The organism is Azotobacter vinelandii CA (assembly GCF_000380335.1).
In the GTDB taxonomy this organism is placed as follows: Bacteria; Pseudomonadota; Gammaproteobacteria; order Pseudomonadales; family Pseudomonadaceae; genus Azotobacter; species Azotobacter vinelandii.
Window position 1 is genome coordinate 4,222,614 of the sequence record NC_021149.1, and the last position, 15,563, is coordinate 4,238,176.

13 protein-coding genes and 4 pseudogenes are annotated in these 15,563 nt (G+C 63.8%); 9 read left to right on the top strand and 8 right to left on the bottom strand.

The genetic code is table 11. The annotated features are described in order from the left end of the window. The first annotated feature begins 170 nt into the window (after nt 1–170). The gene (locus tag AVCA_RS27305) at nt 171–368 is read left to right on the top strand and encodes a D-alanyl-D-alanine carboxypeptidase family protein (RefSeq protein ID WP_232294632.1); all 198 of its coding nucleotides are present in this window, start codon (nt 171–173) and stop codon (nt 366–368) included. Between the two features lie 119 nt (nt 369–487). On the opposite strand, the gene AVCA_RS19045 is transcribed toward AVCA_RS27305, so the two are convergent. Then, on the bottom strand, nt 488–1,897 hold the full coding sequence (locus AVCA_RS19045) for a sugar porter family MFS transporter (RefSeq protein ID WP_004543207.1): 1,410 nt from the start codon (nt 1,895–1,897) through the stop codon (nt 488–490). A 724-nt stretch (nt 1,898–2,621) separates the two neighbouring features. Then, a pseudogene (locus tag AVCA_RS27080) lies at nt 2,622–2,753 on the bottom strand (IS5/IS1182 family transposase); the annotation flags it as partial. A 235-nt stretch (nt 2,754–2,988) separates the two neighbouring features. Here AVCA_RS27080 and AVCA_RS19055 point away from each other — a divergent pair. After that, nucleotides 2,989–4,267 (top strand): annotated as a pseudogene (locus tag AVCA_RS19055) (IS4 family transposase). A gap of 49 nt (nt 4,268–4,316) precedes the next feature. On the opposite strand, the pseudogene AVCA_RS19060 reads toward AVCA_RS19055, so the two are convergent. Together AVCA_RS19060 and AVCA_RS19065 are read right to left on the bottom strand one after the other, a co-directional pair. Beyond that, a pseudogene (locus tag AVCA_RS19060) lies at nt 4,317–4,715 on the bottom strand (LysR substrate-binding domain-containing protein); the annotation flags it as partial. A gap of 84 nt (nt 4,716–4,799) precedes the next feature. Further along, nucleotides 4,800–6,245, bottom strand: coding sequence for a SulP family inorganic anion transporter (locus tag AVCA_RS19065; protein ID WP_012702691.1), 1,446 nt, complete (start codon nt 6,243–6,245; stop codon nt 4,800–4,802). Nucleotides 6,246–6,718: 473 nt separating this feature from the next. Between AVCA_RS19065 and AVCA_RS19070 the strand changes: the two genes are divergently transcribed. From AVCA_RS19070 to AVCA_RS19090, 6 genes and pseudogenes are all read left to right on the top strand, one after another. After that, nucleotides 6,719–7,354, top strand: a complete 636-nt coding sequence (locus AVCA_RS19070) for a GNAT family N-acetyltransferase (protein ID WP_012702693.1) — start codon at nt 6,719–6,721, stop codon at nt 7,352–7,354. Then, complete coding sequence (locus tag AVCA_RS19075; RefSeq protein ID WP_012702694.1) at nt 7,351–8,085, top strand: nucleoside phosphorylase; 735 nt, start codon at nt 7,351–7,353, stop codon at nt 8,083–8,085. The genes AVCA_RS19070 and AVCA_RS19075 overlap by 4 nt, the downstream gene beginning before the upstream one ends. 87 nt (nt 8,086–8,172) lie before the next feature. After that, the gene (locus AVCA_RS19080; protein WP_012702695.1) at nt 8,173–8,919 is read left to right on the top strand and encodes a phytanoyl-CoA dioxygenase family protein; all 747 of its coding nucleotides are present in this window, start codon (nt 8,173–8,175) and stop codon (nt 8,917–8,919) included. 75 nt (nt 8,920–8,994) lie between these two features. Next, on the top strand, nt 8,995–9,240 hold the full coding sequence (locus AVCA_RS19085) for a type II toxin-antitoxin system RelE/ParE family toxin (RefSeq protein WP_012702696.1): 246 nt from the start codon (nt 8,995–8,997) through the stop codon (nt 9,238–9,240). A 63-nt stretch (nt 9,241–9,303) separates the two neighbouring features. Beyond that, a pseudogene (locus tag AVCA_RS25475) lies at nt 9,304–9,417 on the top strand (type II toxin-antitoxin system RelE/ParE family toxin); the annotation flags it as partial. 15 nt (nt 9,418–9,432) lie between these two features. Continuing rightward, nucleotides 9,433–9,720 carry a HigA family addiction module antitoxin gene (locus tag AVCA_RS19090; protein ID WP_012702698.1) on the top strand — a complete coding sequence of 96 codons (288 nt, stop codon included), beginning with the start codon at nt 9,433–9,435 and terminating at the stop codon, nt 9,718–9,720. A 233-nt stretch (nt 9,721–9,953) separates the two neighbouring features. Here AVCA_RS19090 and AVCA_RS19095 read toward each other — a convergent pair whose 3' ends face one another. From AVCA_RS19095 to AVCA_RS19105, 3 genes are all read right to left on the bottom strand, one after another. Beyond that, nucleotides 9,954–11,114 (bottom strand): Fic family protein, encoded by a 1,161-nt coding sequence (locus AVCA_RS19095; protein ID WP_012702699.1) that lies wholly within the window; start codon nt 11,112–11,114, stop codon nt 9,954–9,956. 89 nt (nt 11,115–11,203) lie between these two features. After that, complete coding sequence (locus AVCA_RS19100; protein WP_012702700.1) at nt 11,204–11,686, bottom strand: hydrolase; 483 nt, start codon at nt 11,684–11,686, stop codon at nt 11,204–11,206. A gap of 74 nt (nt 11,687–11,760) precedes the next feature. Beyond that, nucleotides 11,761–12,648 (bottom strand): LysR family transcriptional regulator, encoded by an 888-nt coding sequence (locus AVCA_RS19105; protein WP_012702701.1) that lies wholly within the window; start codon nt 12,646–12,648, stop codon nt 11,761–11,763. 117 nt (nt 12,649–12,765) lie between these two features. On the opposite strand from AVCA_RS19105, the gene AVCA_RS19110 reads away from it, so the two are divergent. After that, nucleotides 12,766–13,986 carry a benzoate/H(+) symporter BenE family transporter gene (locus tag AVCA_RS19110; RefSeq protein ID WP_012702702.1) on the top strand — a complete coding sequence of 407 codons (1,221 nt, stop codon included), beginning with the start codon at nt 12,766–12,768 and terminating at the stop codon, nt 13,984–13,986. Nucleotides 13,987–14,119: 133 nt separating this feature from the next. Here the strand turns inward: AVCA_RS19110 and AVCA_RS19115 are convergent, their stop codons facing one another. Then, nucleotides 14,120–15,403, bottom strand: coding sequence for an OprD family porin (locus tag AVCA_RS19115; RefSeq protein ID WP_012702704.1), 1,284 nt, complete (start codon nt 15,401–15,403; stop codon nt 14,120–14,122). Nucleotides 15,404–15,563: the final 160 nt, after the last annotated feature.

The window sequence follows — 15,563 nt, forward strand, 5'->3', positions numbered from 1 at the left end:
TATCGCTTAACGGGGTGTCCACTGAGGCGGGGCAAGATCAGTGATCACCAGTGCATCGTTAGCTGCACCTTGTCGAGCACCTGCAGGGAGGCCCTGGCGAAGGTCCGCTACGCGACCACGAACATCACACCGGCCGCGCCGTCGATCTCACCACGCCGGGAGCGTCCCTGCTGGAAACGGATTTCGAAAACACCAGTGCGTTCCGATGGCTCGAAAACGACGCCCGGCACTTCGACTTTCATCTTTCATATCCCGGGAACGACGGTCTCGGATACGAATACGAGCCTTGGCATCGGTGTTTCGATACCGTCTGGAGCCATGACCGACGGACAGACCAACGAACCTCTCGGAACAAGGTTTCGACATGATTCAGAACATATCGCCATTATCGACCATCCTGGTCTGATCGCCGTGGCGACATGGATTCGGTTGCCTCCGATATCGCCAATGGCTCCATACCGTCTTGTCATTTCTGCAGTTATAAAAATCAATGCTCGGTCTTTTGCTGAAATGGATAGAAACGATGCTCGCGCAACTCATGTTCTATCTGCTCCAGGCTCTTGCCGCGGGTTTCCGGTACGTAGCGCCAGATGAACAGCAGAGCCCCGGTGGAAATGGCGGCATACATCCAGAAAGTGTTTGCCGCTCCCAAGGCCGTGACCAGGCTCAGTGTGGTCAGCGTGACCAGCAGGTCGAAGAACCAGTGGCTGAAAGCACCCACGCTGGCCCCCTTGCCGCGTATGAACAACGGATAGACTTCCGAGTTGATCAACCAGATACAGACGCCGAAACCGCCACAGTTGAGCATCAGATAACCGGCCAGGCAGAGCACCACCAACCACTGTTCCAACGTGGTGGTCGGGCCGCCGCTTTGAAACAGCAATCCCATGCCTATCAACGCAGCGATGGAGCCGGGAATCAACCACAGCAGGTAACGGCGCCGACCTATGCGGTCCACCAGTACACTGCCGAACCACGTCATCAATACCACCAGAATGGTGCTACTGCCCGTGGCCAGCACAGCGGTATCAGTGGAAAAGCCAGCCTGGGTCAAAATCGTCGGAGCGTAATAAATCATCGCGTTGACCCCGGTGATTTGCGAGAACATGGCAATGGCGCCACCGACGATAACGGCCGGCCGAATCCAGGGCAGACGCAAATCGCGCCAGGTTCCCTGCGGCTCGCGACTGACAGTCTTGATCTCCTCCAACTCGCGCGCTGCCCAGTGGGCATCGCCGCGCACATGGGTCAGCACGCTCAGGGCAGCCGCTTCCCGACCGCGTACCAATAGCCAACGCGGGCTTTCCGGCAGGATCGCCATGCCGGCCAACAATATCAACGCCGGTACGACTCCGAGCCCGAACATCCAGCGCCAGTGTTCTCCCAACGCGAAACCGGTGAAATAAGCCACGGTGATACCGGTCATGACCATTAGCTGAAATAGCACGACCAACTTGCCACGGTGTTGCGGCGGTGCCACCTCAGCGATATAGACAGGAATGATCTGCGTCGAACTGCCGGCGGAAAGACCGAGCAGAAAACGCGAGACCACCAGAAAGCCCACGCTGGGCGACAGCGCCGAAAGAAGCGAACCGAGAGCGAAGACCAAGCCCACGCCGATGATGGTACGCCGTCGGCCGATACGGTCGGAAATCGGACCGGTCAACAGGCAGCCGAACAACGCACCGAAGATAATGGCCCCCGTGACGAACTGTTTGAGTGTGTCGTTCAGCACGAAATCCTGGCTCAGCCCCAGCAGCGCGACACCGATAATCCCCGTGTCGTAGCCGAAGAGCAGGCCGCCCAACGCGGCTACGATAGCGATCAAGGCCGCCAGATCTTTACGCGCAGGCGCCACCTGAGCGGTTTGGTCGCTCGTGTAGGTTGAAGTTTGCATGGTTGGTCCCGTTTCTTGTCGTTGACATGCAAGCGTGCGAAGCCGCGATCGGTATTGCCCCGCGCGGTCCAGTCTTGGAAATACCGGATGAGTTGCCCAGCCGGATAGCCGAATATCCGCCGTCAGCGGAGGCGATTGTGAAAAGCCGTGCGGGAAGGATCGAACAAGCCGACAATTGATACCGTCGAGCGGGGATGGGAGGGATAACGACTCATCGAGAATTCCTCTGTTTGTCGGCCCCAGACCGACCTATTTTTATCTTTATTCTGCCTCTCGCCTTCGAGCCTTATGGAAAGGCTGCCTGAAGAAGCGAGGGTCGAGGAAAATTACAACCAGATCGACACGATCGAACAAACCCATGACAACACGAAAACCTGTACTTTTTTGCACATCAGAAATAACCAATACCGCCTTTCAAGCTGTTAGCGCACTAAAACATGGTGAAAAATCAATGGATGGCTCGTAGCAATAGTTTCCGTAGACGTGCCGTACAAGTGCACGGGACCGGAACCCTGCTATTTCTCGGAACCATCCATTGCGAGCGCTCCAATGATCGTGGAAAGACAAGTCTTCCGTTATCACGAACCTTCTACTTACGAAGCGATCAACCCTGGTGGCGAGAGTTGTAAAGTTGCCGAAAGACTCTTGAGGAACAACATCGGGTCGCGCACCGAGAACGGCTTACGAATTCATGATTCACCCTATTAGGTTCTCTGTTGACGTATCAGCGAAACCACGGCAGAGCAGCCGCAAAGGCCAGCATTCCCTTGAAATGGCTGGCCTGCTTCTCATAACGCGTAGCAATCCGACGGTAGTACTTCAGCTTGCCGAACAGGCACTCGATCACACGATGCTCCCTGTAGAGATGGGCTTACGTCAACGGAACCCAGGAGCGGAATGGTGGCATGAAAATTGAAGTCTCGCCAAGGGAGCGTTCGCCGATGGAGAACGCTTCGGAGGCGGCCCTTTCAAGGTCTTTTGCTTTTCGAGGCTTCGCCGGAGCGCCCGCCCTGGGCTCCCACGCAGGAGCGCTCGTCGTTATACACAGCTCCAGTCCCCACAGGTCTATACCCAAAAGGGATTCGTGGAGAATGACGATGAACTGGGCAGAGGAAGAAATGCAGACCGCCGACCTGGGCGATGAGCGCCTGAATGTACGGGTAGCCAAGGTCCTGGAGCGGTTGGGAGCGCACCCGGGGAGCAGCATTCCCGCGGCCTGCCGGGGCTGGGCGGAAACGATGGCGGCCTATCGGTTCTTCGACCACGAGAAGGCAACATTCGAGACGGTGCTGACACCGCATCGGGATGCCACGCTGCAGCGCATGGAGTGTTGCCCGGTGGTGTTGCTGGTACAGGACACCACCGAGCTCGACAAGTGGGTGAGCCTGGGCCCCAAGGGCGTGGGCACGCTCAAGGAGCAGCAGAAATACCCGCGTCGGTTGCATCCGACCGTGGCCTTTACCCCAGAACGCATCTGCCTTGGGGTCGTGGAGGCCTTGTGGTGGAGCCGCGACGAACCGAGTCCGCGCAAGGCGCGTCGTGGCAAGGGTGTGGACGAGAAGGAGAGCCGGCGCTGGATCGACAGTTACCAGGCTAGCTGCGCGTTGCAGGGGCAGATCCCCAAAACGCAATTGGTGAACCTCGCCGATGCGGAAGGGGATCTGTATGAATGGTTCACCGAGTATGGCGCCGGGTCTGGGGCAACTCGCCGTCGAGGTCCGGGCACGCCCGAAGCGCCCGGCCCGGCAGGCCCGGGTCACGTTGCGTTCGGCCACTGTCGTGCTGCGTCCCCCCGCTCGAATCGGTCGCCACTTGCCGGAAGTCTCCGTCAATGCCGTGCTGGCCCGCGAAGAGAATCCTCCGGAGGGCGTCGAGCCGCTGGAGTGGCTGTTGCTGACCAGCTTGCCGGTGGGCAGCCTGGAACAGGCCTCTACGATTGTCGCCTGGTATGCCGTGCGCTGGTATATCGAGATTTACTTTCATGTCCTGAAAAACGGCTGTCAGATCAATTGCCTGCAACTGGAAACCGAGGAGCGGCTACTGCCTTGCATCGGGCTTTACCTGGTGGTTGCCTGGCGAGTGCTGTACAGCCTGATGCTCGGACGTGCCTGCCCGGAGCTGAATTGCGAGTTGATTTTCGAAGCCCGGGAGTGGCGGGCCGCCTACCTCGTGATCAAGCGCTGCCCACCGCTGCCGGTGCCACCTCGACTGGGCGAGATGGTTGAGTGGGTGGCCGGTCTGGGCGGCTATCTGGGGCGCAAACACGATGGCCCACCCGGCCCCAAGGCCATGTGGATCGGATTGCAGCGATTGCGGGAGTTTGTCATTGCACTGGAAGCACGCGATGCGCTCGCCGGAACTTATGTATAACGACGAGCGCTCCTGCGTGGCACGTTGCATGGCCGCGAGAGCCGAACGGTCACCGGCACAGATGGTCGATCAGGGTGCGCAACGTCGGCGAGGCCGCATCGTACTTGCGGAACACCATCAACAACGAACGCCGCGCCCAGGGTTCGTCGGGAGTCACCATGCGCAGCCTGTGGCTGCGCAGGTACTGGCGCGCCACGCTGCGCGGCAGTACCGCCAGGCCCATGCCGGCCGAGACCAGCCGGCACATGCAGTCGAAGCTGCTGATGCGCACCCGCAGCTTCAGCGGCTTGCCCAGCGCCTCCGCCTCACGGGTCAGCAGGGCGTGCACCGAGCTTTCCAGGTGCGGGCCGACGAACTCGTGGTCCAGCACTTCCTCGAAGCGGATCGACTTGCGGGCGGCCAGCGGGTGTTCGGCGGGCATCAACAGGGTCAGTTCGTCGTCGCGGTAGGGCCGGGATCGCCGCCGGACGGTCGGGCGACAGCGCTCCCCGGTTTCCGACGTTGCACCATCGCAGCCACGGAAACCCTCGCCTCACTCGTGATGCACCCCTGCCCGCTTGAGCAGTTGCCTGCAGCGTTCGGACAGGTGCAGCACGCGCAGGTGCTTGCCGGCCTTGGCGTAGCGCTCGCGCAGGGTCTTCAGCGCGGCGATGGCCGAGTAGTCGACGAAGCTCAGGTGGCGGCAATCCAGGGTCACCTGGGGCGGGTCGCCGGCGGGGTCGAACTGGTCGAGGAAGGGCGTCGTGGAGGCGAAGAACAGCGTGCCGTGCAGGCGGTAGAGCTTGCTGCCGTCGGCCTCCTGATGGGTATCGGCGTACAGCTCGCGGGCCTGCTGCCAGGCGAAGTTAAGCGCGGCGACGACGATTCCGCAGAGCACGGCGGTGGCCAGGTCGGTGAACACCGTGACGACCGTCACCACGAGGATCACCAGCGCGTCGTTCAGCGGCACCTTGTCGAGCACCCGCAGCGAGGCCCAGGCAAAGGTCCGCTGCGCCACCACGAACATCACCCCGACCAGCGCGGCGAGCGGGATGCGCTCGATCAGCGGCGAAAGGAACAGCACGAAGAGCAGGATCATCACCCCGGCGACCACCCCGGAAAGCCGGCCGCGGCCGCCGGAGCTCAGGTTGATCATGGTCTGGCCGATCATCGCGCAGCCGCCCATGCCGCCGAACAGGCCGGACACCAGGTTGGCCGCGCCCAAGGCCGCACACTCGCGGTCCGGGTAACCGCGGCTCTCGGTGATCTCGTCGGTGAGGTTCAGGGTCAACAGGGTTTCCAGCAGGCCGACCAGCGCCATCAGCACCGCGTAGGGCGCGATTATGCCCAGGGTTTCCAGGCTCCAGGGCACGTCCGGCACGGCCAGGACGGGCAGGCCACCGGCGATGCGCGCCATGTCGCCGAGTGTGCGGGTCGGCAGGCCGAGCAGCCAGACCAGCAGGCCGACGCCGAGGATCGCCACCAGCGCCGGCGGCACGGCGCGGGTCAGGCGCGGCAACAGGTAGACGATGGCCATGGTTGCCGCCACCAGCCCGAGCATCAGGTAGAGCGGCATGCCGCTCAGCCAGGCCCCGCCGGCCTTGAAGTGCTCCAACTGGGCCAGGGCGATGATGATCGCCAGGCCGTTGACGAAGCCGAGCATCACCGGATGCGGCACCATGCGCACCAGCTTGCCCAGGCGCAGCAGGCCGAAGGCGACCATGATCAGCCCGCCGAGCAGCACGGTGGCGAGCAGGTACTGCACGCCGTGCTGCACCACCAGCGCGACGATCACCACGGCCATCGAGCCGGCGGCGCCGGACACCATGCCCGGACGGCCGCCGAACAGGGCGGTCAGGGTGCAGATGATGAAGGCGCCGTACAGCCCCATCAGTGGATTGAGGTGGGCGACCAGAGCGAAGGCGATGCACTCGGGCACCAAGGCGAAGGACGTGGTGAGTCCGGCCAGGACATCGGCACGCAGGGATTTCGGTTTCATGGCTTACCTGAAAACGGTTGGCCGGCGGAGCCGGTCGCGGGAGATGCTGGAAAAAGGCCTCGGATGTTACGGATTCGAGGAGAACGGGGCCAGCCATCGGATGGCCGCCCTCCCCGCGCGACAGCCTTCCGCATCCGGAGCGTTTCGGACGTCCATTGCCGGCTCTTTCGAGGCCTTGCACTTTCCCTCTGGGGAATAGCCCGAGAAGTGAAGCCGATGGCGCCTCGGCAGGAATGCATTCATTCGCGATGCTGCCGGTCTCGCCGATGAGCACGGATGAATCCGTTCCTACGCTCCCGGTTCACCGGCGAACAACCGATTGGCGCTCGCTCGAGGAGCGGTCCCCCGAATAAGCCACGCGGCTCCGACTGTGGCATGCTCGCCCGGCAACGGCGGTGCGAGGAGGCACGATTACATCGCTCATCGCCATCCGGCACAGCCACCCGACACTTCCATCCCCGGTCAGGCCACAGGTGAACAGCCCAGCGATCCTTCGAGACATCCCCCGAGAACTCCGCACCGAGCGCCTGACGCTCCGATGTCCGCGCGAAGGCGACGGCATCCGGGTCCACGAAGCGGTGGTGGAGAGCCTGGCGGCGCTGCGGGCCTGGCCGGCCTCGTTGCCCTGGGCGCTGGCCGAACCCTCCCGCGACGCCTCGGAAACCTTCTGCCGGGAGAGTGCGGCCCGTTTCATCGAGCGAACGATGCTGGTCTACCTGGCCTTCGATCCGGATGGTCTTTTCGTCGCCAGCACCAGCCTGCACAACATCGACTGGGCGATTCCGAAATTCGAAATCGGCTTCTGGTGCCGAACGAGCCGGCAGCGCCAGGGCCTCATGACGGAAGCGGTGAGGAAGCTGCTGGATCATGCGACCGGCGAACTCCACGCCAAGCGCGTGGGCGCACTCACCGACGAGAAAAACCTAGCGAGTCGAGCCGTCTGCCTGTCCGCCGGCATGCGACTGGAAGGCGTGCTGCGCAACGAACGCCGCAGCCCGACCGGCGAGTTGCGCAACACCTGCGTCTACGCCACCGTGCGAGACGAAGACCGATCCTTGCATCAGGCGAATACGAAAGCCCGCATGGCTTCCAGGAAAAGAAAGGAATGAGAGGAATAATAAGCGCCGAGCAGGTCATAAGAGACCATGCCGACTCCATCGGCATCGATATCCATGGCATAGGCGTAAGGAATCGGGTCATAGTTTCCTGGCTGCCGCACATAGTGAACAGACTCAGTGCGGCCATTGAAACGAACAAGTGCACGAACTGGCTGTATCCGGGCAACCCGCTTTATTCGAACGAGAACGTGAGCGTTGCCCATATACGCCCGGGAGCCCCGGCAGCCGCGATCTATCTGGAGCTGTTGATAGCCTGCGGAGCCGAGCAGGTCATAACGATAGGTTATGCCGGCGCCCTGTCCGAAAGCGTATCGATAGGCGACGTCGTAATGCCGGGCTGGTTCGTCAGCTCCGAAGGAACATCCCGCCACTATGTCACGGAAACCGAGAACATCGAGCCATCGGCCAGGCTGATGAGGTCGCTGACGAAGGCTTCGCACGATCATGGGCTAAGCATGAGAGAAGGTGGCTGCTGGAGCACGGATGCGCTGTTCCGCGAGACGGAAAGCGATATAGAAAGACATGCCCGCAAGGCACTGTGCGTGGACATGGAATCCTCCGCATGCGTTGCCGTCGGCAACTTCCGAAACATCGAAATATGCTCGCTGTTGGTCGTGAGCGATAGCGTGTGGGGAGGCGAATGGCGGAAGGGATTCAAAAGCGAACGGCTCAAGGAGTCGGTGGACAAGATAGTGGCCATGATGAGCGAACACTCCGTCTAACGAGATAGAACTGCCAAGAACCCGCCCTCAGTCCAACATTTACCCGGCATGAATGAAGGAATCCCCAATCACCCCATGGACACCCCGATGAACTTCGCAGAACAAGGTTTCACCCTGCTCCGGGATCTGCTTTCGCACGACGAACTCGACCTGGCCCGCACGCTCGCCGACGCAACGATATCCCGCTACCGGAGCCGGGAAACGTCCGTCGTATCGGGCTCGGTGAGCATCGCGGACGTCACGCGGCAACATCCCGCCCGCAACCCCGATATCCGGGCGGAAGCCTTCGGTAACGAGCCCTTCATCATTGGCGACATCCTGTCCCTGGAGCCATGCTTCAGCCTGCTGCTCCGCAAGCCGGAAATCTGGACGAACGCCGCCGACCTGCTGGGCTACCCCATGGGCGAGGTGGTGCTGCACATGTCCAACATCACGCGCAAGCCCGCCGGCATCGGTCCGGCCATCGGCTGGCATCGCGACTGCACGAACACCTACTTCGCCTCCGACGACGAGCGGACGATCAGGATGCTGCTGCCACTCCAGGAAATGTCCAGCCGCAATGGCGGCACCGCCGTCCTGTCCGGCTCGCACCTGCACATGGAAAGCACGCCGCAGGACCTGTCGGCGGCCATCTGTCCCGTGGTGAGTCCAGGCTCGGCCCTGGTCATCGACAGCAAGGTGCTGCACGGCGGCACGCCGAACCGCAGCGAACTCGACCGGGACGTCATCATCCTGCAGTTCGGCGTCCGCTCCTCGCCGCTCCGCCACCGGGCCGAAGAATGCCTTTCCCTGTGCGGGCTGGATGAGGTCGTGCGATTCGCGGGAAGTCTGTGATCCGGGTTTTCAAGAGAACCTGATCGTCGGCACCTGCGATTGCGAGCCGTGATGTGATAAGTCACACTGCACCCCATGATCATCGGTTTCCAGCACAAGGGCCTTCGCCTCTTTTACGAAACGGGCTCGACCAAGGGGATTCGCGCCGATCATGCCAAGCGCCTGGCCCGCATGCTGGCCTTCATGGATCGAGCCACAGCACCGGGAGACCTCGACCTTCCGGGCTGGAGACTCCACCCCCTCAAGGGCACATCTAAAAACTACCTGCGTGGTCATCGCTGCGTTAAAAACAGGCTCAAAATGCTCATTTACAGCTCGTAAACTCCGCTTTTTCACCTGTTTTTGCCTTGCGCTGACTGCCTCGCCTACGTTTTTAGAGGTGCCCTCAAAGGGGATCGCGCGGAGTTCTGGTCGCTGACCGTCAGCGGCAATTGGCGGATGATTTTCCGCTTTGCCGGCAACGATATCGAACTGGTCGACTACCTCGACTATCACTGAACAGGAGGGCAACCCATGGCCATGTTCAACCCACCGCATCCGGGGGAAACGCTCCTCGAAGACGTGCTCCCCGAGTTGGATATCAGCATCGCCGAGCTTGCTCGTCGATTGGGTTTCGCACGAGAAACCCTATCCCGCATCCTGCACGGACGCGCGCCCATCAGCCCGGATCTGGCCGTTCGCCTGGAAATGGCCGGCATCGGTACGGCGCGCACCTGGCTTGGCGTACAGGCCGATTACGACCTGTGGCAAGCCCGGCACCGCGAACAGCCCCGTATAGAACGATTCGCCTCGATTGCCTGATACGACACAAGACCCAGGCACCAAGCCTGGGTCTCATCCGTGCCCCCGAGCTCCGCTCGCCTCAGGATGAGGCCCCGCTTTCATCCCCTCCCCCGAACACCCCCACCAACCAATCGATGAACACCCGCAGACGCGGCGCCAGGTGCCGGCGGCGCGGACAGATCACCGTCACCGGTGCCGCCGGGTGTCGGGCGCGATGCTTCCGGTCTTGCCGATGAGCGCCGACGAATCCGCTACAGGGATGTATCGGGCCCGCCGGTGGTGGGCCAGTCGATCCGGTAACGGGTGCTGCGCCCGCCGCCGGGCAGGCGGACGAGCCAGCCCTTGTCGAGCAGGTCACCGAGGTGGCGGGTGGCGGTGGCCTTGGAAACCCTGGCGACGGCCTGGTACTGGGCGGCGCTGATGCCGCCTTCGAAGCCGCGTTCGCCGCCGTCGAGCAGGCGATCGAGCACCTTGATCTGTTCGGCGGACAGCGCCTGATGGCGGTGCCGCTGCCAGAAGCGCGACTTGGCCAGCACCCGGTCGATGCGCGCCAGCGCCTGTTGCAGGCTGCGCAGCAGGGTATGGAGAAACCATTCCAGCCAGGGGGTGATCTCCGGGCCACCCTTCTGGTTGGCTTCGAGGATGCGGTAGTAGCCCTGGCGGTCGTCGAGGATACTGGCCGACATGGCATGCAGGCGGATCGCCTGGCGCTCGCCCTGGGCCAGCGCCAGGTCGGTGATGGCGCGGGTCAGCCGGCCGTTGCCGTCGTCGAAGGGATGCAGGGTGACGAACCAGAAATGGGCGATGCCGGCGCGCAGCAGCGGGTCGAGGCCGCCGTCGCGGCGGCTCGCCTCGAACCAGTCGAGGAAGGCGGCCAGTTGCCGTTCCAGCCCGTCGCGCGGCGGCGCCTCGAAATGCACGGTGAGCCGGTCGAGCCGGCCGGAGACCACCTGCATAGGCTCTTCGCCGCGCAGGGCGCCGACGCGGATGCGCCGTGGCAGCAGGTCGTCGTCCTGCGCGGGAAACAGCAGGCGGTGCCAGTGCAGCAGGTGTTCGAGGCTCAGCGGTTGCTCCAGGTGCCGGGTGGCGTCCAGCATCAGCTCGGCGAGACCTTCGCTGCGCGGGCTGACGCGGCTGGCGCCGTCCGTTTCGAGGCCCAGGCGGCGGGCCAGCGAGGAGCGCACCGAGCCGACGTCGAGCCGCTCGCCTTCGATGGCCGAGGAGGTGACGATGTTCTGCAGCAGGGCGTCCAGCTCGCTCTGCGCGCCGAGTTCGTCCCCTGCCGCGCCGGCCATACCGAGCAGTCGGCCCTGGGCCTGCGCGCAGTCGCGCAGCAGCGGCGCCAGGCGCTCGGCCTGCCAGCGGAAATGCGGCCAATCCGGTTGCTGCCAGATCCAGCGTGAGTCTTCCATCGTGAACCTGCCTGCGGGTGGCGAGCCGATTACGGAGGTTATTCGGCTCACTCGGTGAGCCGATTGTGGGGAATTATTCGGCTCACGGTCTAGCCAAACGCCCTGCGCAAACGATCGATGGTCTGGCCGATCGAAGGGCCCTGAACCCTTGGCGGCTCGGGGCTTTCGCCGAACTCGCGCCAGGTGAATAGCGTCAACTCGGCTCCGTCGGTGAGCGAATGGGCATTCTCGATCGAGGCAAAGGTTTCCAGAACCCGGTATCTCGCATCCTCCCAGAACAGCGCTTCTACCCAGTGGTATACGGGAATGAAATGAAAGTGGATCGGATAGCTTGGTTCATGGCCGAATCGACCGATATAGAGATGTTTCGGCTTCAATTGTGCCTCGATGACCCGCTGGGTTCTGGCGAGTAAACCACCCAACTCTGCAAGTGCATTCCCATGCAGTTCGGCCAATGAATCGACGTGACTCTTCGAACCCAGCATCAGATATCCCGGAAGGGCAGAAGACATATGATGGTTGAGCACCCAGTGGGCGGACTCATGGATGATGAATTTCGGCGCGATTTCCATATCAAGCGTCCAGGGTCGGTCGGCGCGACAGAATACCAAGGCATTCGGGGAGCGTCCGCTCCTGGCCGGCCCCCTCAACCGAACAGCGTCACCAACCAATCGATGAACACCCGCAGACGCGGCGTCAGGTGCCGGTGATGGGGATAGAGCACCGTCATCGGCAGCGCCGGCGGCGGGTGTTGTGGCAGCAGTTCGACCAGGCTGCCGGCGGCCAGTTGGCGTTCGACGTGGTAGCGCGGCACCTGGACGATGCCCAGTCCCGCTTCGCAGGCGGCCACGTAGGCTTCGCCGTGGTTGACCGCGAGGCTGGCCGGCAGGCTGCGGGTCTCGATGCGGCCGTCGACGGCGAACTCCAGCGGCGCCAGCCGTCCGGTGGTGGCCGAGAGGTAGTCGATGCAGCGGTGTCCTTGCAGTTCGTCGAGGCTGGTCGGCAGGCCGTGGCGGGCCAGGTAGCCGGCGCTGGCGCAGGTCACCTGGGGCAGCGCCGGCAGGCTGCGGGCGATCAGCGTCGAGTCGCTCAGTCCGCCGATCCGCACCACGCAGTCCACGCCTTCGCGCACCAGGTCGATCATCCGGTCGCCGATGCCGATTTCCAGGACGATTTCCGGGTAGCGCGCCTGGAAGTCCGGCAGGGCCGGGATCACCACCAGGCGGCCGAGGGAGGCCGGCAGGTCGACCTTCAGGCGGCCGCGCGGGTGCCGGGCATTCTGCGACAGCACGCTTTCCACTTCCTCGATCTCGCCGAGGACCGACCGGCAGTGCTGGTAGTAGGAGCGTCCGTCGAGGGTGACGCTGACCTGCCGGGTGGTGCGCTGCAGGAGGCGCACGCCGAGGCGGCTCTCCAGTTGCTTGATGAGCGCGGTGGCCGAGGCACGGGACATGCCCTGCTGCTCGGCGGCCTTGCTGAAGCTGCCGAGTTCGACGATGCGGGCGAAGAGTTGCATGGCCTGGAAGCGGTCCATGACGAAGGCCTTTATTCGTGAAAGCCGAACAGTGTTGTCAGTTTTCGCGGATTTATCCATCCAGGCAATGACAATAAGGTGGAGCCTCGTCCGCATGCCTGTCGGGAGCGCTACCGCATGAAGCCTTTGACCCTCCACCGGGATCTGTCGATTTCCGCCGTCACCGCCGGTTTCCTGGCCGTGCTGATCTCCTACTCCGGCCCCCTGGCGATCTTCTTCCAGGCCGCGCAGAGCGCCGGGATTTCCGCCGGGATGATGTCCTCCTGGGTCTGGGCCATTTCCATCGGCGCGGCGCTGTCCGGCATCCTGCTCAGCCTGTGGCTCAGGGTGCCGGTGGTGACCGCCTGGTCGGCGCCCGGCACCGCCCTGCTGGTCAGCCTGTTTCCGGCGCTCGGCCTCGACGAGGCGGTCGGCGCCTACCTCACGGCCGGGGCGATCCTCTTCCTGATCGGGGTTTCTGGCTGGTTCGACCGGCTGGTGGGGGCCATTCCCAAGGGCATCGCCTGCGCCATGATGTCCGGCATCCTGTTCCAGTTCGGCGTCGGCGCCTTCCAGTCGGTGGCCTCGATGCCGACGCTGGCGTTCGGCATGATCCTCGCCTACCTGGTCTTCAAGCGCCTGTTCCCGCGCTACTGCCTGGTGCTGTTGCTGGGCGTCGGCGTGCTCCTGGCGGTCGGCCTGGAAGGCAGCGACCTCTCGGCCATCGGCGCGAGCCTCGCCACACCGCAGTTCATCGCGCCGGCCTGGAGCTGGAACGCGACCCTGAGCCTGGCCATTCCGCTGGTGCTGGTCAGCCTGACCGGGCAGTTCCTGCCCGGCATGGCCATCCTGCGCGGCGCCGGCTACGACACCCCGGCCCGTCCGGTGCTCGCCGTCACCGGCCTGGCGTCGCTGGCGGTGGCCTGCTTCGGCGGCGTCAGCATCGTCGTCGCCGCGATCACCGCCGCCCTGTGCACCGGCAGGGACGCCCACGAAGATCCGGACAAGCGCTACGTCGCCGGCGTCGCCAACGGCGTCTTCTACCTGCTCGGCGGCACCTTCGCCGGCACCATCATCCTGCTCTTCGGCGCCATGCCGAAGACCTTCGTCGCGGTGCTCGCCGGCCTGGCGCTGATCGGCGCCATCACCGGCAACCTGATGGGCGTGGTGAACGACGAGGAGCATCGCGAGGCATCCATGCTGACCTTCCTCGCCACCGCCTCGGGAATGAGCTTCTTCGGCCTGGGCTCGGCCTTCTGGGGCGTGGCGATCGGCGCCCTCGCCTACCTGATCCTGCACAGGTCGGGCTGGCTGCCGAAGAACCTGCTGGCCGGACTGCCGGCGGCGGGGAAGGACTGAGCGACACACCGCATCCACTCCGGCCGCGAATGAATTCGCTACTCGTGGCCCGCACCACGATGGAAGGCTTCGGCCATCCACCCTTGGCTCTGAGCAGGGTGCGCCCTCCCCGCCGTGGAGAGGGCGTGACGCCCTACCAGAGCTTCCAGGTGTAATCGACGTTGATCCGCGTCTCGTTGTCGTCGCGCATCGTCGCGTTCGGCGCGAAGCTGTTCTGGTAGCGCGAGTTGCGCAGGCGCAGCGCCACGTTCTTCAGCGGGCCCGACTGCACCACGTAGGACAGTTCCAGGTAGCGCTCCGTCTCTTCCCGGTTGCCACCGCCCAGGCGTTCCGGCAGCTCGGCATTGGTCCCCTTCATGAAGCGCGCCACGCCGATCAGCCCCGGCAGCCCCGCCGCCGCGAAGTCGTATTCGTAGCGCACGTGCCAGAAGTGTTCGTCGGCGTTGAGGAATTCCGAGCTGATCGCGTATTCGGAAATCAGGTGCGGCTCCGAACCGGCGATGTACGGCATCGCCGAGTCGCCGCTGGACAGCGCACCGCCCACCGTCAGCCGGTGCCCGCCCAGCTTGTAGCCGAAGTTCAGGCCCACGTACTGGTTGTCCACCGAGCCGGCCTTGCCCTCGCCCTCCTCGTCGCTGAGGAACCAGCGGAAGTCGGTCTTGAATTCTCCCGGCCCCCACTTGAGCTGGTGGATCGCGCCCAGGTAGTTCTGCTGGTAGATCTCGTCCAGCCGGGCGTGCCAGTAGCTCAGGGTCAGGTTCTTGCCCAGCGCGTAGTCGCCGCCGAGGAAGAGGAACTCGTCGGACTCCGCCGTGCCGTCGAAGCGGCCGTTGGGGCCGGCGATGGCGATCTTCTGGTAATCGGTGGAGTCGCGCTGGTTCATGCGGTTCAGGTAGCCGGCCTGCAGGCTCAGGCCGGGGATGTCGGTGGAACGCAGGTGGCCGCCCTTGAAGGTCTGCCAGAGCATCCGGGCCGGGCTGCTGATCAGGATCGGCAGGCGCGGCATCACGGTGCCGAGGTGCAGCTCGGTCTTCGAGTAGCGGATCTTGCCGGTGATGCCGAGTTCGGCGTAGGAATCCTGGGCTTCGCCGCTGCCGCGTTCGACCGGCAGCAGGCCGGTGCCAGCGCGGTCGCGCGAGGAGTCGAGCTGGACGCCGAGCATGCCCTGCAGGTCGAGGCCGAAGCCGATCGGCCCCTCGGTGAAGCCGGACTTGAGGTTGAGGATGAAACCCTGCGCCCATTCGCGGCGCGCGGAGACGTTGGATTCGCCCTTGTAGTCGCGGTCGAAGTAGAAGTTGCGCAGGGTCAGGCTGCCCTGGCTGTCCTCGATGAAGCCGGCGTCGGCCGGAACGCCCAGAACGAACAGGGCGCACGCCGCCCCACCCTTGCCGGCAAGGGTTCGAATGGAAGAGCCCATGATGACCTCAGCGCGGGACGACGGGGAACGGGACGGATCTCTGGACGGCAAGGGGGTTCGCCGGGGCGAACGGGGACACATGCGGATGGCGCATGGGGAAGGCTCCTGTCTTGTTGTTATTTTTCGTGTCGGGCCGGCATTCCCGCCGGCCAGGGTCCGC

Bases quoted from the DNA above. Each gene is read 5' to 3' on its own strand.
- AVCA_RS19065 (WP_012702691.1), bottom strand. From the start codon at position 6,245: ATGAAACCGAAATCCCTGCGTGCCGATGTCCTGGCCGGACTCACCACG.
- AVCA_RS19045 (WP_004543207.1), bottom strand. From the start codon at position 1,897: ATGCAAACTTCAACCTACACGAGCGACCAAACCGCTCAGGTGGCGCCT.
- AVCA_RS19100 (WP_012702700.1), bottom strand. From the start codon at position 11,686: ATGGAAATCGCGCCGAAATTCATCATCCATGAGTCCGCCCACTGGGTG.
- AVCA_RS19110 (WP_012702702.1), top strand. From the start codon at position 12,766: ATGAAGCCTTTGACCCTCCACCGGGATCTGTCGATTTCCGCCGTCACC.
- AVCA_RS19075 (WP_012702694.1), top strand. From the start codon at position 7,351: ATGAGAGGAATAATAAGCGCCGAGCAGGTCATAAGAGACCATGCCGAC.
- AVCA_RS19085 (WP_012702696.1), top strand. From the start codon at position 8,995: ATGATCATCGGTTTCCAGCACAAGGGCCTTCGCCTCTTTTACGAAACG.
- AVCA_RS19105 (WP_012702701.1), bottom strand. From the start codon at position 12,648: ATGGACCGCTTCCAGGCCATGCAACTCTTCGCCCGCATCGTCGAACTC.
- AVCA_RS19095 (WP_012702699.1), bottom strand. From the start codon at position 11,114: ATGGAAGACTCACGCTGGATCTGGCAGCAACCGGATTGGCCGCATTTC.
- AVCA_RS19115 (WP_012702704.1), bottom strand. From the start codon at position 15,403: ATGGGCTCTTCCATTCGAACCCTTGCCGGCAAGGGTGGGGCGGCGTGC.
- AVCA_RS19080 (WP_012702695.1), top strand. From the start codon at position 8,173: ATGAACTTCGCAGAACAAGGTTTCACCCTGCTCCGGGATCTGCTTTCG.
- AVCA_RS19090 (WP_012702698.1), top strand. From the start codon at position 9,433: ATGGCCATGTTCAACCCACCGCATCCGGGGGAAACGCTCCTCGAAGAC.